We start from the raw sequence: 17,168 nt of genomic DNA, 5'->3' as shown, positions 1-17,168 counted from the left end.
TGGTTCCATGCGGCCCGTTTCCAAGATCGAACGTTCGGTGGCGCCCTTCGAGGTCGTCAGCCCGTACCAGCCCAACGGCGACCAGCCGGCGGCCATCGCCGACCTGGAGCGGCGTATCCGCGCGGGGGAGAAGGACGTCGTCCTGCTCGGCGCGACCGGCACCGGAAAGTCGGCGACCACCGCCTGGATGATCGAGCGGCTTCAGCGCCCGACCCTGGTCATGGCACCGAACAAGACGCTCGCCGCCCAGCTGGCGAACGAGTTCCGCGAGCTGCTGCCGAACAACGCCGTCGAGTACTTCGTCTCGTACTACGACTACTACCAGCCGGAGGCGTACGTCCCGCAGTCGGACACCTACATCGAGAAGGACTCCTCGATCAACGAGGAGGTCGAGCGGCTGCGCCACTCCGCCACCAACTCGCTGCTGACCCGGCGCGACGTCGTCGTGGTCGCCTCCGTCTCCTGCATCTACGGCCTCGGCACGCCGCAGGAGTACGTCGACCGCATGGTGCCGCTCAAGGTCGGCGACGAGATCGACCGGGACGAACTGCTGCGCCGCTTCGTGGACATCCAGTACACGCGCAACGACCTCGCCTTCACCCGGGGCACCTTCCGCGTCCGCGGCGACACCATCGAGATCTTCCCGGTCTACGAGGAGCTCGCGGTCCGCATCGAGATGTTCGGCGACGAGATCGAGGCGCTGTCCACGCTCCACCCCCTCACCGGCGAGATCATCAGCGACGACAGCCAGCTGTACGTCTTCCCCGCCAGCCACTACGTGGCCGGTCCCGAGCGCATGGAGAGGGCGGTCCAGGGCATCGAGCGGGAGCTGGAGCAGCGCCTCGCCGAGCTGGAGAAGCAGGGCAGGCTGCTGGAGGCCCAGCGGCTGCGGATGCGGACCACGTACGACATCGAGATGATGCGCCAGATCGGTTCGTGCTCCGGGATCGAGAACTACTCGATGCACTTCGACGACCGCGAGCCCGGGTCCCCGCCCAACACCCTCCTCGACTACTTCCCCGAGGACTTCCTGCTCGTCATCGACGAGTCGCACGTCACCGTGCCGCAGATCGGCGCCATGTACGAGGGCGACGCCTCCCGCAAGCGCACCCTGGTCGACCACGGGTTCCGGCTGCCGTCCGCGCTCGACAACCGGCCGCTGAAGTGGGAGGAGTTCCAGGAGCGGATCGGGCAGACCGTGTACCTGTCGGCGACGCCCGGCACATACGAGCTGTCCCGCTCCGACGGCTTCGTCGAACAGATCATCCGGCCCACCGGCCTGGTCGACCCCCAGGTCGTCGTCAAGCCCACCGAGGGCCAGATCGACGACCTGGTCCACGAGATCCGGCTGCGCACCGAGCGGGACGAGCGCGTCCTCGTCACCACGCTCACCAAGAAGATGGCCGAGGACCTCACCGACTACTTCCTCGAACTGGGCATCCAGGTCCGCTATCTGCACAGCGACGTCGACACCCTGCGCCGGGTGGAGCTGCTCCGCGAGCTGCGCGCCGGGGAGTACGACGTCCTCGTCGGCATCAACCTGCTCCGCGAGGGCCTCGACCTGCCCGAGGTGTCCCTGGTGGCCATCCTCGACGCGGACAAGCAGGGCTTCCTGCGCTCCGGCACGTCCCTGATCCAGACCATCGGCCGCGCGGCGCGCAATGTCTCGGGCCAGGTCCATATGTACGCGGACACGATCACCCCGGCGATGGCCCAGGCCATCGACGAGACCAACCGCCGCCGTGAGAAGCAGGTCGCGTACAACACGGCGAACGGAATCGACCCGCAGCCGCTCCGCAAGAAGATCAACGACATCGTCGCCACCCTGGCGCGCGAGGAGATCGACACCGAGGAGCTCCTCGGCACCGGCTACCGGCAGGCCAAGGACGGCAAGGGCGCCAAGGCGCCCGTCCCGTCGCTCGGCTCATCCGCGAAGGGCGCCAAGGCCGGGGGCAGGACCACGGGCAAGGCGGCGGCCCGCAAGGGCGAACTGGTCAGCGACCGCCCGGCGGCCGAACTGGCCGGGATCATCGAGGAGATGACCGACCGCATGCGGGCCGCCGCGGCGGAGCTGCAGTTCGAGGTCGCCGCGCGACTGCGTGACGAGGTGAGCGAGTTGAAGAAGGAACTGCGGCAGATGAAAGAGGCGGGCATCGCCTGACGCCGCCGCACCGGTGTGTTGCAACACCGATACAAAAGCGGACCGGGCCTGATGCCGTGACGAGGCCCCTGCGTAGGGTGCTGAGCAACCGCGATCCGAGACGGTCGTGGGGAACGAAAAGAGAGGGGACAGCGCGTGTCGGTCAACTTGACCAAGGGCCAGGCCATCAGCCTGCAGAAGAGCGACGGGGGGACTCTGACCGCGGTGCGGATGGGGCTCGGCTGGCAGGCGGCGCCGCGCCGCGGGCTGTTCGGTTCGCGCACCCGCGAGATCGACCTCGACGCGTCGGCGGTGCTCTTCGCCGACAAGCAGCCGGTGGACGTGGTCTTCTTCCGCCACCTGGTCAGCGACGACGGTTCGGTCCGTCACACCGGTGACAACCTGGTCGGCGGCGCCGGCCAGGGCGGCGACGACGAGGCCATCCTCGTGGACCTCCAGCGGGTCCCCGTCCACATCGACCAGATCGTCTTCACCGTGAACTCCTTCACCGGCCAGACGTTCCAGGAGGTGCAGAACGCCTTCTGCCGGCTCGTGGACGAGACGAACGGCCAGGAGCTCGCCCGCTACACGCTGGACGGCGGCGGCCAGTACACCGCGCAGATCATGGCGAAGGTGCACCGGGCCGGCTCCGGGTGGCAGATGACGGCCCTCGGGAACCCGGCCAACGGCCGTACCTTCCAGGACCTGATGCCCGCGATCCTCCCGCAGCTGTAGCACCACCGCACCAGGCACCACCGCACCACGCAGAACCGACACCACGCACCACCCATCACACCGCCGTGCTGCCGTGCGTCCCCGCACGGCGGCACGCCGGCGTGTACCCACCCACAGCTCCCGCCAGGCGTCGGGCCCCGGGAGCCGACCCGCTCACCACCGAGGGGACAGGCGATGACGGCCGAGCTGGTACGGGGGCAGAACCACCCCCTGCCCGACACCCGACTCGAGATCCGGGTGTCGGCCGGCGTACCGGTCGTGGCCGGTGCGACCCTCGCCGACGCGAACGGCACGGTCGGCGGTGCCGAGAGCGTCGTCCACCCGGGCGCGCCCGCGCTGCCGGGCGTCGAGGTGTCCCGGCAGGCTGCGGCGGACCACCGGCTCGCGCTGGATCTCGGCGCGCTCCCGGCGGACGTCCACCGGCTGAGCCTGCTGCTCGCGCTGCCCACCGGGGTCGGCGGACCGGTCCGCTTCGGTGCCGTCGCCGCGCCGTTCGTGGCCGTCACCGGACTCGACGGGACCGAGATCGCCAGCTACACCGTCACGGGCCTCGACACCGAGTGCGCCGTCATCGCCCTGGAGGTCTACCGGCGGCAGGGCGCGTGGAAGGTCCGCGCCGTCGGCCAGGGGTACGCGGGCGGGCTCGTCGCGATGCTCGCCGACCAGGGCGTGGACCGGGCGGCCGAGCTCGCGTCCGCCATTCAGCAGGCGGTCGCGCAGGGCGTGACCCGTTCCGTGGCGGCGCCCCCGCCCCGTACGGCGGAGGGCGACCGGGTCCGCCGGGGCGCGCCGCTCGCCGCGTCCGGCACACCGGGCGCGTCCGGTGACACGGCCACCGGCGGCACGCCCGTACCGCCGCACACGCCCCACCAGCACCAGCACCAACCGCCGCAGCCCCACCAGCCACCCCAAACGCCGCAGCACCAGCCGCACCAGCCGTCTCAGCCCTCCGAGGGTGCCGGGCCGATCGACTACGCCCATCCCCGCCGCCGGGCCTCAGCGCCGCCGCCACCGCCCCCGGAGGCCGCTCCCACCCCGCCCGGCGGGCCCGCCGCGCCCGTCGCGGGGGACGCCACCGGCTGGTCCATGGAGGAGCGGCTCTACAACCAGGTCTGGGGCATGTTCGAGGACCTGGCCCGTACGACCGCCGCGTACCGCAGCGCCGTCGACTTCGCCGAGTCGCGGATGGACCAGGAGCTCGACCGCGCCCTGTCCGATCCGCGCAGCCGTGTCGGCGGCGCCGGTGACGCCGCCCGCGCCGCCGCCCTGGCCAGGCGCGATGAGCTCACCGACCGGGCGCGGGAGGTGCTCGACCGGGACCTCGCGCAGCTCAGCGCCGAGGCCGAGGTGGTGGAACCCGCGCTGCCGCCCGCGTACGCCCGGTGGGACAACCCCGTCTGGCACGCCTATCGCGTCCCCATGGAGCTGCCGATGGCGCTGCGCCTGGGCGACCTGCATCTCCCCGAGTGCCCCGACCTGCGCATCCCGATGCTGGTCCGGCTGCCCCTGGAGCGCGGCCTGTGGGTCGACTGCGGCCGCTCGGGCTCCGAGGCGGCCGCCTTCCTGGACGAGGGCCGGCTGCGCGAGCTCGCCGTCGACACGGCGGTCACGCACGCGGCCCGGCTGCTCGCGGTGCACCCGCCCGGCGAGTTCACCGTCCATGTCATCGACCCGGCGGGCGCCGCCGCCGCACGGCTCGCCCCGCTCGTCGGCGCGGGCGTCCTGGACGCGCCTCCGGCCGCCGGGGCCGCCGGAGTGTCGTCCGTCCTGGAGCGGCTGACCCAGCGCGTGGACCTGGTGCAGATGGCCGTCCGGGGCGGTGCCCCCGACTCGCTGCCGCCCGGCCTGGACACCGCGCAGCAGCTGCTGATCGTCAACGACTTCCCGCACGGCTTCGACGACCGGGCCGTCACCCGGCTGCGCTACCTCGCCGACGAGGGCCCGGAGGTGGGCGTCCATCTGCTGATGGTCGCCGACCGGGAGGACGCGGAGGAGTACGGTCCGGTCCTCGGCCCCCTGTGGCGGTCCCTGCTCCGCGTCACCCCCGTGCCGGACGATCACCTGGCGGACCCGTGGGTGGGGCACGCGTGGACCTACGAGCCGCCCAAGGTGCCGCCCGGCAGTCAGGTCCTGTCCCGGGTCCTTGCGCAGGTCGCCGATGCGCGCCGGTCGTGGCGCCCCTGATCTCCCCACCGCACCTCTCCCACCTGCGGCTTTAACTAATCCTTTGCCATTGCCTTTACCTTCCTTTGGTCTTTCGGGTACTGTTCTTCGCGCGGAGGGGAGTACTCCCACACTTGCGGCGTGCCCGTCAGTACGGACGGTCGGACAGAGACCGGTCCCGGGGCGCCGGCCCAGCACACGGTCGGGCGAGAGCCGACGGCCGTCCGGGTGGAAGAGACCTCCGGCAGCGACGACGCTGATCAGTAGCCGTACGACGCCGGAGGCGCAGTGGACGTTTCGATGACCATGTGGGCGGTGACCGTTCTCGGTCTATCCGCCCTGATCGCGGTCGACTTCTTCATCGGGCGCAAGCCCCATGACGTGTCGGTCAAGGAAGCCGGCATCTGGACGGTCGTGTGGATCGTCCTCGCCGTACTGTTCGGCCTCGGCCTGCTGCTCTTCGGCCAGAGCGCGGCGTCGGGCGAGTTCTTCGCCGGCTTCATCACCGAGAAGTCGCTCAGCGTCGACAACCTCTTCGTCTTCGTCCTGATCATGGCGAAGTTCGCCGTGCCGAGCCCGCTCCAGCAGCGGGTGCTGCTCATCGGCGTGCTCATAGCGCTGGTGCTCCGGGCGATCTTCATCGCCGCCGGTGCCGCGCTCATCTCCAGCTTCTCCTGGATCTTCTACATCTTCGGCGCGTTCCTGATCTACACCGCGTGGAAGCTCATCCAGGAGGCCCGCTCGGACGAGGAGGACGAGGAGTTCGAGGAGAACCGGCTCCTCAAGTCCATCGAGAAGCGGTTCGGCGTCGCCGACCGGTACCACGGCACCAAGCTGTTCATCCGTGCCAACGGCAAGCGGGTGCTGACGCCCCTCATGGTCGTGATGCTGGCCATCGGCACCACCGACGTGCTGTTCGCGCTGGACTCCATCCCCGCGATCTTCGGTCTGACCGAGGACCCGTACATCGTGTTCACGGCGAACGCCTTCGCCCTGATGGGCCTGCGGCAGCTGTACTTCCTCATCGGCGGCCTGCTGCGGAAGCTGGTGCACCTGAGCTACGGCCTGTCCGTGATCCTCGGCTTCATCGGCGTGAAGCTCGTGCTGCACGCCCTGCACAAGACCGGGGTGCACGTGCCCGAGATCTCGATCACGTTCTCGCTGACGGTCATCTGCGGCGTCCTGATCATCACCACGATCACCAGCCTCATCGCCGCCCGCAGGCAGACCCCCGTCGAGGAGCACGAGCCGGACTCCGTGGACGCCTGACACCGGGGGAGTACACGCGGTACCGGCCGGGTTGCCGGGCAACCCGGCCGGTGTTTGCGTGGAGTCATGAGATTCACTCAGATCATCGACCTCGAAACCGAGCGCATGGACGAGATGCGTACGCTCATGGACGAGTGGGGCAACGAGGAGGAGTCACGCGACTACGGTCCCACGCGCAGCCAGATCCTCAAGGACCGCGACAACGCCAACCGCTACTACGTGGTCGTCGAGTTCAACTCGTACGACGAGGCCATGCGGAACAGCGACGACCCGAGGATCTCGGCCATGGCCGAACGCCTGCAGTCGCTGTGCACCCGCCCGACGCGGTTCATCAACTGCGACGCCCTGGAGATCAGCGAACCCTGAACGCCCCCGTCAGACGGCCGCCGGCTCCTCCGCGCGCTCGGCGGCCGCCACCCGCGCGGGCATGGTCTCCGGCAGCAGCGCGAAGCAGCAGAGGCTGAACACCGCGATACCGGTCAGATACGCGGCGACCCCCCACGGCGGCCCGTCGCCGGCCGAAGCGGCGGTCGCCACCATCGGGGTCAGCGCCCCGCCCAGCACCCCCGCCAGGTTGTAGCCGACCGCGGCACCGGTGCAGCGCACCCTCGGCTCGTACAGCTCCGGCAGATACGCGGCGACCACCGCGAACATCGTGATGAAGGCCAGCAGCGCCCCCAGGATCCCCAGGAACATCAGCGGCGGCCGGGCGGTGTGCAGCAGCCCCACCATCGGGAACATCCACAGCGCGGCGGCCGCGCAGCCCGCCAGGCACAGCGGACGCCGCCCGTACCGGTCGCCCAGCATCGCGGCGAACGGGGTCACCGCGCCCTTGACGGCCACCGCCGCCATCACACAGACCAGCATGACCGTACGGCTGACGCCGAGCCGCTCCGTGCCGTACGCGAGCGCCCACGTGGACACGGCGTAGAACACCGCGTACCCGACCGCCAGCGCGCCCGCCGTGAGCAGCACCAGCCGCCAGTGGCCGCGCACGACCTCGACGAACGGGGCGCTCGCCCGCCTGCCCGTCTCGGCGAGCTCCTTGAACTGCGGTGTCTCCGTCAGCGACGTACGCAGCAGCAGCCCGCCGGCCGCCAGCAGCCCCGCCGCCCAGAACGGCACACGCCAGCCCCACTCCCGGAACGCCGCGTCGCTCAGGCCCGCCGACAGCGCCAGCATCACCCCGTTCGCCAGCAGGAACCCGACGGCCGGCCCGACCTGCGGGAAGCTCGCCCACAGGGCCCTGCGCCGCTCCGGCGCGTGCTCGGCGGTGAGCAGCACCGCCCCGCCCCACTCGCCGCCCAGGCCCAGCCCCTGGAGGAACCGCAGCACGAGCAGCAGCGCGGGCGCGGCCGCGCCGAGCGTCGCGTACGACGGGACGCAGCCGACCGCCACCGTCGCCGCGCCGGTCAGCGCCAGCGAGGCGAAGAGCACCGGGCGCCGCCCGTACCGGTCGCCGATGTGGCCGAAGAGGATCGAGCCGATCGGGCGCGAGACGAAGCCGACGGCGAACGTGCCGAACGCCGCCAGCGTGCCGGCTACCGGTGAGAACGTCGGGAAGAACAGCGGGCCGAGGACCAGCGCGGCGGCCGTCCCGTAGACGAAGAAGTCGTAGAACTCGATGGCCGTACCGGCGAGCGACGCGGCGGCGAGCCGTCCCATCGACGGCGTCGCCGGGGAAGGCTGTGGGAGGTGACTGTGGCGCATGTCGCGCCAACTACCCCGCGCGCGACCCGGTTACGGGGCGCACGGAGGCACGGACCACCGCACTGACGCCCCGTCACCAGCCGCGGGCGCGCCACTCCGGCAGATGGGGACGCTCGTCGCCGAGTGTGGTGTCCCTGCCGTGCCCCGGATACACCCACGTCTCGTCCGGGAGGGCGCCGAAGAGCTTGGTCTCCACATCCGCCAGGAGGCTGGCGAACGCGTCGGCGTCCTTCCAGGTGTTGCCGACGCCGCCCGGGAAGAGGCAGTCGCCGGTGAAGACGTGCGGATGGCCGTGCGGGTCGTCGTAGACGAGCACGATCGAGCCGGGCGTGTGGCCCACCATCCGGCGGGCCGTCAGCTCCACCCGGCCGACACGCACCGTGTCCCCGTCCTCGACCGGGACGTCCGTCGGCACGTCGATGCCCTCGGTGTCGTACCGCCCGGCGTACGTGCGGGCGCCGGTGGCCGCGACGACGTCGGCGAGCGCCTGCCAGTGGTCGTGGTGGCGGTGGGTGGTGACGACGGACGCGATGCCGTCGTCACCGATCAGCCGCAGGAGGGTGTCGGAATCGTTCGCCGCGTCGATCAGCAGCTGCTCACCGGTGGCGCGGCAGCGCAGCAGGTACGCGTTGTTGTCCATCGGGCCGACGGCGACCTTGGAGACGATCAGATCCGCGAGTTCGTGCACGTCCGCGGGTCCGCCGACCTTCACCGCTCCGCTGTACGTCATGGGGTCAGCCTATAGCGGAGGCAGCGCCGGGAGCGGGCCGCCGGAGACGGTCAGGGCGGACCCGTCGCGGCGGCCGGCCAGCCAGCCGAGGAGGTCCGGAGCCGGGCCCCGTACGGCCACCGGACCGCCCGCCCCGCCGCCGCCCGTGGTCCAGGTGCGGCCGCCGTCGGTGGCCAGCCCGGTCGACGGCACCTCCGGGTGTCCGGCGAACCGTTCGGCCAGGAAGTCGATCTCCCGCTCGGTGAACTCCTTCGGCAGGTCCTCCAGCTCGTAGCCGATGTCCAGGTCGACGTGGTGGAGCTCGACCTCGACGAGGCGGCGGAAGGGCACCCGGGCGGCGCGGTCGGTGACGCCGTTGCGCAGGGCGACGACGCGGTTCCAGTCCGCCGGGACGTCGGCCACGGCCTGGAAGCGCGCGGCGGTGTCGCGTACGTCGGCGAGCTGCGTCTCCAGGGGACGGTCCGCGTCGCGCGCGATGTCGGAGTCGCGGGTCTCGGCGCTCGCGTACATGGGGCGGCCCTCGAAGACGTTCACCAGGGCGTCCGCGTTGCGGGCGAGGTGGGCGAGCACATGGCCCCGGGTCCAGCCGGGCAGCCGTGACGGCGCCCGGACGGCGGCGTCGTCGAGTGCGGAGGCCGCGGTCAGCAGTCGGTCGGTCGCCTCGCGGAGAGAGGCCAGGTCATGAACGTGGTTGATCATGCTCCTGACCCTAGCGTCACCACTCGATCGGGTGAAGGTGGTCGCACGCGGCCGTAAATCGAATGCGCGTGCTATACGCTCGGTGGAGGCATCCTTGGAAGTCAGGCATTCATCCGCTTGGCGGCCCCCCATAGGCTGGAACGGTCTGGGACGGGGGCAATGCCCCCGCTTCTCTCAAGAAAGGTGCGGACCGGCGTGGCCGACCGTCTCATCGTCCGTGGCGCGCGCGAGCACAATCTGAAGAACGTCTCGCTCGACCTCCCGCGTGACTCCCTCATCGTCTTCACCGGGCTCTCTGGGTCGGGCAAGTCGTCCCTCGCGTTCGACACGATCTTCGCGGAGGGGCAGCGCCGGTACGTCGAATCGCTCTCCTCGTACGCCCGGCAGTTCCTCGGACAGATGGACAAGCCGGACGTGGACTTCATCGAGGGGCTCTCACCGGCCGTCTCGATCGACCAGAAGTCGACCTCGCGCAACCCGCGCTCCACGGTCGGCACGATCACCGAGGTCTACGACTACCTGCGGCTGCTCTTCGCCCGCATCGGCAAGCCGCACTGCCCCGAGTGCGCCAGGCCCATCTCCCGCCAGTCGCCCCAGGCCATCGTGGACAAGGTGCTCGAGCTGCCCGAGGGCAGCCGCTTCCAGGTACTGTCGCCGCTCGTGCGTGAGCGCAAGGGCGAGTTCGTGGACCTCTTCGCCGACCTCCAGACCAAGGGATACAGCCGTGCCCGGGTGGACGGGAAGACCGTCCAGCTGTCCGAGCCGCCGACCCTGAAGAAGCAGGAGAAGCACACCATCGAGGTGGTCGTCGACCGCCTCACGGTCAAGGACAGCGCCAAGCGCCGGCTCACCGACTCCGTCGAGACGGCACTCGGCCTGTCCGGCGGCATGGTCGTGCTCGACTTCGTGGACCTTCCCGAGGACGACCCTGAGCGCGAGCGGATGTACTCGGAGCACCTGTACTGCCCGTACGACGACCTCTCCTTCGAAGAGCTGGAGCCCCGCTCCTTCTCCTTCAACTCGCCCTTCGGCGCCTGCCCCGACTGCACCGGCATCGGTACCCGTATGGAGGTCGACCCCGAGCTGGTCGTCCCCGACGAGGAGCGGTCCCTGGACGAGGGCGCGATCCACCCCTGGTCCCACGGCCACACCAAGGAGTACTTCGGGCGGCTGATCGGCGGCCTCTCCCAGGCCCTCGGCTTCCGTACGGACATCCCGTGGGCCGGGCTGCCAGCCCGTGCCAAGAAGGCCCTCCTGTACGGGCACAGGACCCAGGTCGAGGTCCGCTACCGCAACCGGTACGGCAGGGAGCGGGCGTACACCACCCCCGCCTTCGAAGGAGCCGTCTCCTTCGTCAAGCGGCGCCACAGCGAGGCCGAGAGCGACTCCAGCCGTGAGCGCTTCGAGGGCTACATGCGCGAGGTCCCCTGCCCCACCTGCGAGGGCACCCGCCTCAAGCCGATCGTCCTCGCGGTCACCGTCATGGGGAAGTCCATCGCCGAGGTCTCCGCGATGTCCATCAGCGACTGCGCCGAGTTCCTCGGCGAGCTGGCGCTGAACACCCGCGACAAGAAGATCGCCGAGCGGGTGCTCAAGGAGGTCAACGAACGCCTGCGCTTCCTGGTCGACGTCGGCCTGGACTACCTGTCGCTGAACCGCGCAGCCGGCACCCTCTCCGGCGGTGAGGCCCAGCGCATCCGGCTCGCGACCCAGATCGGCTCCGGTCTCGTCGGAGTGCTGTACGTGCTGGACGAGCCGTCCATCGGCCTGCACCAGCGCGACAACCACCGGCTCATCGAGACCCTGGTCCGGCTGCGGGACATGGGCAACACGCTCATCGTGGTCGAACACGACGAGGACACCATCAAGGTGGCCGACTGGGTCGTGGACATCGGCCCCGGCGCCGGCGAGCACGGCGGCAAGGTGGTCCACTCCGGACCGCTCAAGGAGCTGCTGTCCAACAAGGACTCCATGACCGGTCTGTACCTGTCCGGGCAGCGGTCCATCCCGACCCCGGACATCCGCCGCCCGGTCGACCCGGACCGCCGGCTGACCGTCCACGGTGCCCGCGAGAACAACCTGCGCGACATCGACGTGTCGTTCCCGCTCGGCGTGCTCACCGCGGTCACCGGCGTCTCCGGCTCCGGCAAGTCCACGCTCGTCAACGACATCCTGTACACGCATCTGGCCCGCGAGCTGAACGGGGCCAAGTCCGTGCCCGGGCGGCACACGCGCGTGGACGGCGACGACCTGGTCGACAAGGTGGTCCATGTCGACCAGTCGCCGATCGGCCGTACGCCCCGCTCGAACCCGGCGACGTACACCGGTGTCTTCGACCATGTCCGCAAGCTGTTCGCGGAGACGATGGAGGCGAAGGTCCGGGGCTATCTGCCCGGCCGGTTCTCCTTCAACGTCAAGGGCGGCCGCTGCGAGAACTGCTCCGGCGACGGCACCATCAAGATCGAGATGAACTTCCTGCCCGACGTGTACGTGCCGTGCGAGGTCTGCCACGGGGCGCGCTACAACCGGGAGACCCTGGAGGTGCACTACAAGGGCAAGTCCATCGCCGAGGTGCTGGACATGCCGATCGAGGAGGCCCTGCACTTCTTCGAGGCCGTCCCGACGATCTCCCGCCATCTGAAGACGCTCACCGAGGTGGGCCTCGGATACGTCCGGCTCGGCCAGTCCGCGCCGACCCTGTCGGGCGGTGAGGCGCAGCGCGTGAAGCTGGCGTCCGAACTCCAGAAGCGGTCCACCGGTCGCACGGTGTACGTGCTGGACGAGCCCACCACCGGTCTGCACTTCGAGGACATCTCGAAGCTGATCAAGGTGCTGTCCAACCTGGTCGACAAGGGCAACTCGGTGATCGTCATCGAGCACAACCTCGATGTCATCAAGACGGCCGACTGGGTCGTGGACATGGGCCCCGAAGGCGGCAGCGGCGGCGGGGTCGTCGTCGCGGAGGGCACGCCCGAGCAGGTGGCGGGCGTCCCCGCCAGCCACACCGGCAAGTTCCTCCGGGAGATCCTGAACGCGGAGCGGATCAGCGACGCGGCGGTGCCGACGGCCCGGAAGCGGACCACCGCCAAGAAGACGGTGGCGGCCGACGGCTCCCGCGCCAAGAGGACGGCCACGGCCAGGGCGACCACGGCCAAGGCCGGAACCACGGCGAAGACGGGAGCCACGGCCAAGAAGACGGCCCGCGCCCGCAAGGCCTGAGCCCCGACGCCCAGGCGGCCGGAAGCCCGACGGTCGGCCCGGAAGCCCGACGCCCGTCCCCGCGCACCCCGGGGGCGGGCCGGGGCCCCGCCCCGGGCGTGCCCCGCGTCAGACCACCTCACGGGCGTAGGGGGGCTCCGCGCCCGGCCTGGAACAGGTCACCGCCGCCGCGCGGGCAGCGAACCCGAGCAGCTTCCGCCAGGCGGCCTCGTCCAGCTCCTCGGGGGCGCGCCCCGCGAGGCCGTGCAACAGCGCCGCGTTCACCGTGTCGCCCGCGCCGATCGTGTCCGCGACCGCCACCGGAACGGACGGCACCGCCACGGCCACCTCCCGGGTCCGTACGGAGAGCCCCGCCGCGCCCCGGGTCAGCACCACGGCCGCCGGGCCCCGCGCGAGCCACTCATCGGGCGAGCCGCCCAGCCACCGGGCGTCCTCGTCGGACAGCTTCAGCAGCGAGACATACGGCAGCCAGCCGGCGAACCGCGCCCGGTACGCGTCCGCGTCCGGGATCAGGCCGGGCCGGATGTTCGGGTCCAGCAGGGTGAGCGCGCCGCGCCGCGCCTCCCGGCGCAGCAGCGCCTCGTATGCGCTCGCACCCGGCTCCAGGGCGAGCGAGCAGGTGCCGAACGACACGGCCCGCACCTCGTCGGGGAACCGCTCCGGCAGCTCGAAGAGCCGGTCGGCGGTCCCCTCCGCGTAGAAGCCGTACCCGGCCGAGCCGTCCGCCCCGACCGACGCCACCGCCAGCGTCGTCGGCTCGGCGCCCCGCTGGACGAGACCCGTCGCCACGCCCGCCCCGCGCAGCCCCGCGAGCAGGGCCTCTCCGAACGCGTCCGTGGACACCCGGGAGCAGAAGGCGGTGCGGGCGCCGAGGCGGCCCAGGGCCACCGCCGTGTTGTACGGGCCGCCGCCCGGCCGGGGCACCAGCGCCGACAGCCCCGGCACGGAGGCGGGCGTTCCTTCCGGGACCAGGTCGATCAGGGCCTCACCGGCGACGACGATCACGAGCCAGAACGTAACCCATCCGTCCCGGCCGGGACAGCCCCCGTGACAGGCCGCCGATCTGCGTCGGTATCGTCGGTTCCGTCATATGCCGCCCCGTCCGTCGACGTCGTGTCCGTCGCCCGCCGCCCCCGTGGAGACCTCATGTCCGGCCAGCCCGCCGCCCGCCGTACCGTGCTGAAGAGCGCAGCCCTCGCCGGGGCCGCCGGGCTGGGCGTCGCCGCCTGCTCCACCCAGTCGAAGCTCGGCCACGCCCAGACCCCCACGCCCACGGCACCCGTCGACCTGGGCGCGGCGGACGAGGTCCCCGTCGGCGGGGCCAAGCTCTACCGTGAGCAGCGCCTCCTGGTGCACTGCCCGGCGAAGGGCCAGTACAAGGCGTTCAGCGCGCAGTGCACCCACGCGGGCTGCGTCCTCGACAAGATCGAGGAGCAGGAGGGCAACTGCCCCTGCCACGGCAGCCGTTTCGACGTCACCACAGGACGGTCCCTCAAGGGCCCCGCGACCGTTCCCCTGCCCGAGGTCCCCGTCACCGTGCGGGACGGGAGGCTCATCGCAGGCCCCCAGGCCTGACCCGGCCCCGGGCCCCGGCCCCTGGCCCGCCCCGGCACCTGCGGCCCCCAGGGCCCGGCCTCCCGCCGCCCGCGGCCCGGGCCCCCCGGTCTAGTCCCAGTCCCAGGCGATGCCCAGGATCCCGGGGCGTACGCCCTGCTCCACGAAGTGCACCGCGCGGTGCCGGCCGCTCAGCGTCAGATCGCCCCGGGCGCCGCGCGGCGCGCCCGCCGTCGCCTGCGCGAACCGCCGGCACCGTACCGGCAGGGCCTCCTCGTGGAACCTGACCTGCAACGCGTACTGCCCGCCCGCGAAACTGAACCCGCGTACGTACTCGCCGCTCGGGCCGCCCGTCCCGTCCTCGAAGCCGTACGCGAAGAGATGGGTCTCGCCGGCCCGCAGCCGCGCGTCGAAGAGCAGCTCGGCGACGACGACGCCGGTCGCCCGGTGCCGGCGCACCCGCCCCGTACGGCAGTTGTCGCCCGCCCTGACCACCACCCGCTCGGCGTCGCACCCCGGGTCGCCGTGGTGGATCGCGAGGTAGCGGTCCACGCCGTCGCGGTGCGCCCGCACCACCTGCTGCGAGTCGCGGCCCACCAGTTGCCGCCGCGCCCCGATCCGTACCCGCTCGTAGTGGCCCACCGTGTGGAGCCCGCCGTCGGCCGGTGACTCCAGGTCGGCGATCAGCCGCTCCACGACGTCGGACGCCTCCACCAGCGCCCGGTACGAGCGGGTCGCGGGCCGGGACGGCTCGGCCCCGCGCCGCCCGTCCACGCCACCGGCGGCACCGCCACCGGCACCCGCGCCACCGCCGCCCGCAGGGCCGGAGGCGGCCTCGTCGGCGGCGAGGAGACGTAGCAGCGAGTCCCTGGGCAGCCCGAGCAGCTCCTCCAGCGCGCGCACCGCCTTCAGCGACTCCGGCCGCTGCGGACGACGCGCCCCCTGCTGCCAGTAACACAGGCTGGTCACCCCGACCCTGATGCCCCGGTGCGCCAGATGGTGCTGGACCCGCTGGAGCGGCAGCCCGCGCACCGCGAACGCCGCGCGCAGCGCCAGATGGAAGGGACCGGTGTGCAGGAGCTGCGACAGATCGGCATCGGTGTGTCCCATGGGGACTCCTCAGTGAACGTTCACGACAGGAGGGGGCGGGGCGGGGCGACATCGCCCGGGCGGGCGGCGGGCGGGCTGGTCGGACGCGAGGGCCCGTTCACAGGGCGACCGGTGCCTTCACACCGCGATGTCATTCCGCATTCAAGCGTGTTGACCGGTCCCCGACAACGATGGACGCTTCCGAGCAGGCGTCCGGACGCGCTCCTCCCTCCCCACATCCCCATCCGGAGGAACGCATGCGCAACCGCAACAAGCCCCGCACGACCCGCAGAAGCCTCCCCGTCGCCGCGCTCGCCGCCGCGGCGCTCCTCACGGTGTCCGCCGCACCGGCCGCCGCCGTACCGCAGGACGACCCCTCGGTCCTCGCCCAGAAGCGCCTGAACATCACCATGCAGGCGCAGCAGAAGAGCAACTGGTGCTGGGCGGCGGCCGGCAACACCATCGCCACCTGGTTCGGCCGCGGTTACAGTCAGAACCAGTTCTGCAATGCCGCGTTCGACCGGCAGCAGGGCTACGACTGCCCCAACTGGCAGGCCACCCTCGGCCATGTGCAGACCGGCCTGCGCTGGGCGGGCGTCAGCCCCGGCTCGTACGTGAACGGCTGGCTGCGCTACTCGACCGTGCAGAACGAGATCAACGCGAACCGGCCCGTGGAGACCCGCATCCAGTGGGCATCCGGCGGTGGCCACATGCATGTGATCCACGGCTACGACGACTCCAGGAGCTGGGTGTACTGGGGCGACCCATGGCCCTCCAGCGACCGCTACAACTGGGCGTCGCACGCCTGGTACGTCGACAACAGCTCCTTCTCCTGGACCCACTCGCTCTACCGGATCGGGGCGTGAGCACCATGACGACTCCGCGTACCAGCCGCGTCACGACCCCCGTGCTGGCCGCCCTCGCGCTCCTGGCGATCGGGGCACCCGGGGCCGAGGCCGCCCCCGTGCCGGATGCCACCCCCGAGACCCGGGCCGCCTCTGCCTCCTCCCACGCCTCCGCCTCCTCGCGCACGTCCGCCTCCTCCCACACCTCCGCCTCCTCCCGCACGTCCGCCTCCGCCTTCGTCTCCGACTCCGGGGCGGCGGCCACCCCGCCGCCCGCGCCCTCTCCCCTCGCGGCGGCACAGGCCCCGGCCACGCTCTCCACGCTCGCCCGCTTCTTCGCCCGCGACGGCGCGTCGCCCCGGACCGCCTCCGTGCCCCGGGTCGAAGGCACCACGGTTCCGGTACGGGTCCTGTCGCCCGAGTTCGTGGCGGGCAGGCGGGGCGCGCCGCCGGCCCGTGTCGAGTTCCACGCCGCCACGGCGGTCTCGGCGGACGGGCGGAAGGCGTCGGTGTGGACCGTCCGGCAGGGTGCCGGCTGGCAGGTCGTGAACATCGCGACCGGCGACGACGAGGCCCGCTACGCCGGGCGGGGCGCCCGCGCCCTGCCCGGCGGGACGGTGTTCCGCGAACCGCAGATCGACGCCTGGTACGTCCACAAGGGCGGCAGGGTGCTCCCGCTCGATGAGGACGCGATACGGGCGGTCGGCGCGAACGGCACCACGCTCGCCGCCTACCAGGACCGGGTGGCCGCGGCCTACGGCGACAAGCTGCCGGGTTCCGCGTACGCGCGGAAGGGCAACGCGGGCGGCTACGACCGGGACGGCACCGGTGGACCGGCGGCGGCCGGAGCGGAGCCCGCCCCCGCCACCGGGGCTTCGTGGACCGCGGGCGCCGGGGCCGTGGGCGCCTGGGCCGCGGGCCTCGCGGCGCTGGCCCTGACCGCCGTCCACCGGCACCGGCGTCGCGCCACGACACCGTCGGCCTGAGCGGGCCGCCTGAGCGGGGCCGCCTGAGG

14 protein-coding genes are annotated in these 17,168 nt (G+C 71.9%); 9 read left to right on the top strand and 5 right to left on the bottom strand.

The genetic code is table 11. The features are described from left to right. Positions 1 to 7 precede the first annotated feature (7 nt). From uvrB to ACGF5U_RS00785, 5 genes are all read left to right on the top strand, one after another. The gene (uvrB, locus tag ACGF5U_RS00805; protein ID WP_392714166.1) at positions 8 to 2,161 is read left to right on the top strand and encodes an excinuclease ABC subunit UvrB; all 2,154 of its coding nucleotides are present in this window, start codon (positions 8 to 10) and stop codon (positions 2,159 to 2,161) included. 135 nt (positions 2,162 to 2,296) lie between these two features. Then, a complete protein-coding gene (locus ACGF5U_RS00800) occupies positions 2,297 to 2,875 on the top strand; it encodes a TerD family protein (RefSeq protein ID WP_392714168.1) in 579 nt (192 codons plus the stop codon). Between the two features lie 174 nt (positions 2,876 to 3,049). Further along, positions 3,050 to 5,059 (top strand): TerD family protein, encoded by a 2,010-nt coding sequence (locus ACGF5U_RS00795; RefSeq protein WP_392714170.1) that lies wholly within the window; start codon positions 3,050 to 3,052, stop codon positions 5,057 to 5,059. 267 nt (positions 5,060 to 5,326) lie between these two features. Next, positions 5,327 to 6,307, top strand: coding sequence for a TerC family protein (locus ACGF5U_RS00790; protein ID WP_392714172.1), 981 nt, complete (start codon positions 5,327 to 5,329; stop codon positions 6,305 to 6,307). 66 nt (positions 6,308 to 6,373) lie between these two features. Continuing rightward, positions 6,374 to 6,673: a hypothetical protein gene (locus ACGF5U_RS00785; RefSeq protein ID WP_392714174.1), complete on the top strand. Its 300-nt coding sequence runs from the start codon at positions 6,374 to 6,376 to the stop codon at positions 6,671 to 6,673. Between the two features lie 9 nt (positions 6,674 to 6,682). Here the strand turns inward: ACGF5U_RS00785 and ACGF5U_RS00780 are convergent, their stop codons facing one another. The 3 genes from ACGF5U_RS00780 to ACGF5U_RS00770 form a co-directional block, all read right to left on the bottom strand. Beyond that, positions 6,683 to 7,972 carry an MFS transporter gene (locus ACGF5U_RS00780; RefSeq protein WP_392714412.1) on the bottom strand — a complete coding sequence of 430 codons (1,290 nt, stop codon included), beginning with the start codon at positions 7,970 to 7,972 and terminating at the stop codon, positions 6,683 to 6,685. A gap of 118 nt (positions 7,973 to 8,090) precedes the next feature. After that, positions 8,091 to 8,747, bottom strand: a complete 657-nt coding sequence (locus ACGF5U_RS00775) for an MBL fold metallo-hydrolase (protein WP_392714176.1) — start codon at positions 8,745 to 8,747, stop codon at positions 8,091 to 8,093. Positions 8,748 to 8,756: 9 nt separating this feature from the next. Next, a complete protein-coding gene (locus tag ACGF5U_RS00770; RefSeq protein WP_392714177.1) occupies positions 8,757 to 9,446 on the bottom strand; it encodes a maleylpyruvate isomerase family mycothiol-dependent enzyme in 690 nt (229 codons plus the stop codon). A 195-nt stretch (positions 9,447 to 9,641) separates the two neighbouring features. On the opposite strand from ACGF5U_RS00770, the gene uvrA reads away from it, so the two are divergent. Further along, the gene (uvrA, locus tag ACGF5U_RS00765; protein WP_392714179.1) at positions 9,642 to 12,665 is read left to right on the top strand and encodes an excinuclease ABC subunit UvrA; all 3,024 of its coding nucleotides are present in this window, start codon (positions 9,642 to 9,644) and stop codon (positions 12,663 to 12,665) included. Positions 12,666 to 12,773: 108 nt separating this feature from the next. Here the strand turns inward: uvrA and ACGF5U_RS00760 are convergent, their stop codons facing one another. Beyond that, positions 12,774 to 13,670, bottom strand: coding sequence for a carbohydrate kinase (locus ACGF5U_RS00760; RefSeq protein ID WP_392714181.1), 897 nt, complete (start codon positions 13,668 to 13,670; stop codon positions 12,774 to 12,776). Between the two features lie 141 nt (positions 13,671 to 13,811). Between ACGF5U_RS00760 and ACGF5U_RS00755 the strand changes: the two genes are divergently transcribed. Further along, on the top strand, positions 13,812 to 14,240 hold the full coding sequence (locus ACGF5U_RS00755; protein WP_392714183.1) for a Rieske (2Fe-2S) protein: 429 nt from the start codon (positions 13,812 to 13,814) through the stop codon (positions 14,238 to 14,240). Between the two features lie 90 nt (positions 14,241 to 14,330). Here the strand turns inward: ACGF5U_RS00755 and ACGF5U_RS00750 are convergent, their stop codons facing one another. Further along, the gene (locus ACGF5U_RS00750) at positions 14,331 to 15,329 is read right to left on the bottom strand and encodes a hypothetical protein (RefSeq protein ID WP_392714185.1); all 999 of its coding nucleotides are present in this window, start codon (positions 15,327 to 15,329) and stop codon (positions 14,331 to 14,333) included. Between the two features lie 236 nt (positions 15,330 to 15,565). Between ACGF5U_RS00750 and ACGF5U_RS00745 the strand changes: the two genes are divergently transcribed. Both ACGF5U_RS00745 and ACGF5U_RS00740 read left to right on the top strand, forming a co-directional pair. Beyond that, complete coding sequence (locus ACGF5U_RS00745; RefSeq protein ID WP_392714187.1) at positions 15,566 to 16,174, top strand: papain-like cysteine protease family protein; 609 nt, start codon at positions 15,566 to 15,568, stop codon at positions 16,172 to 16,174. 5 nt (positions 16,175 to 16,179) lie between these two features. Then, the gene (locus ACGF5U_RS00740; RefSeq protein WP_392714413.1) at positions 16,180 to 17,139 is read left to right on the top strand and encodes a hypothetical protein; all 960 of its coding nucleotides are present in this window, start codon (positions 16,180 to 16,182) and stop codon (positions 17,137 to 17,139) included. Positions 17,140 to 17,168: the final 29 nt, after the last annotated feature.

This window comes from Streptomyces sp. NPDC047886 (assembly GCF_043204435.1).
GTDB lineage: Bacteria > Actinomycetota > Actinomycetes > Streptomycetales > Streptomycetaceae > Streptomyces.
The sequence above is the reverse complement of the archived record's forward strand: the minus strand, read 5'-3'. Positions and strand labels throughout refer to the sequence as shown.

Coding starts and splice junctions, on each gene's coding strand:
- ACGF5U_RS00780 (WP_392714412.1), bottom strand. CDS start 7,972: ATGGGACGGCTCGCCGCCGCGTCGCTCGCCGGTACGGCCATCGAGTTC.
- ACGF5U_RS00740 (WP_392714413.1), top strand. CDS start 16,180: ATGACGACTCCGCGTACCAGCCGCGTCACGACCCCCGTGCTGGCCGCC.
- ACGF5U_RS00795 (WP_392714170.1), top strand. CDS start 3,050: ATGACGGCCGAGCTGGTACGGGGGCAGAACCACCCCCTGCCCGACACC.
- ACGF5U_RS00750 (WP_392714185.1), bottom strand. CDS start 15,329: ATGGGACACACCGATGCCGATCTGTCGCAGCTCCTGCACACCGGTCCC.
- ACGF5U_RS00770 (WP_392714177.1), bottom strand. CDS start 9,446: ATGATCAACCACGTTCATGACCTGGCCTCTCTCCGCGAGGCGACCGAC.
- ACGF5U_RS00755 (WP_392714183.1), top strand. CDS start 13,812: ATGTCCGGCCAGCCCGCCGCCCGCCGTACCGTGCTGAAGAGCGCAGCC.
- uvrB (WP_392714166.1), top strand. CDS start 8: ATGCGGCCCGTTTCCAAGATCGAACGTTCGGTGGCGCCCTTCGAGGTC.
- ACGF5U_RS00775 (WP_392714176.1), bottom strand. CDS start 8,747: ATGACGTACAGCGGAGCGGTGAAGGTCGGCGGACCCGCGGACGTGCAC.
- ACGF5U_RS00785 (WP_392714174.1), top strand. CDS start 6,374: ATGAGATTCACTCAGATCATCGACCTCGAAACCGAGCGCATGGACGAG.
- ACGF5U_RS00745 (WP_392714187.1), top strand. CDS start 15,566: ATGCGCAACCGCAACAAGCCCCGCACGACCCGCAGAAGCCTCCCCGTC.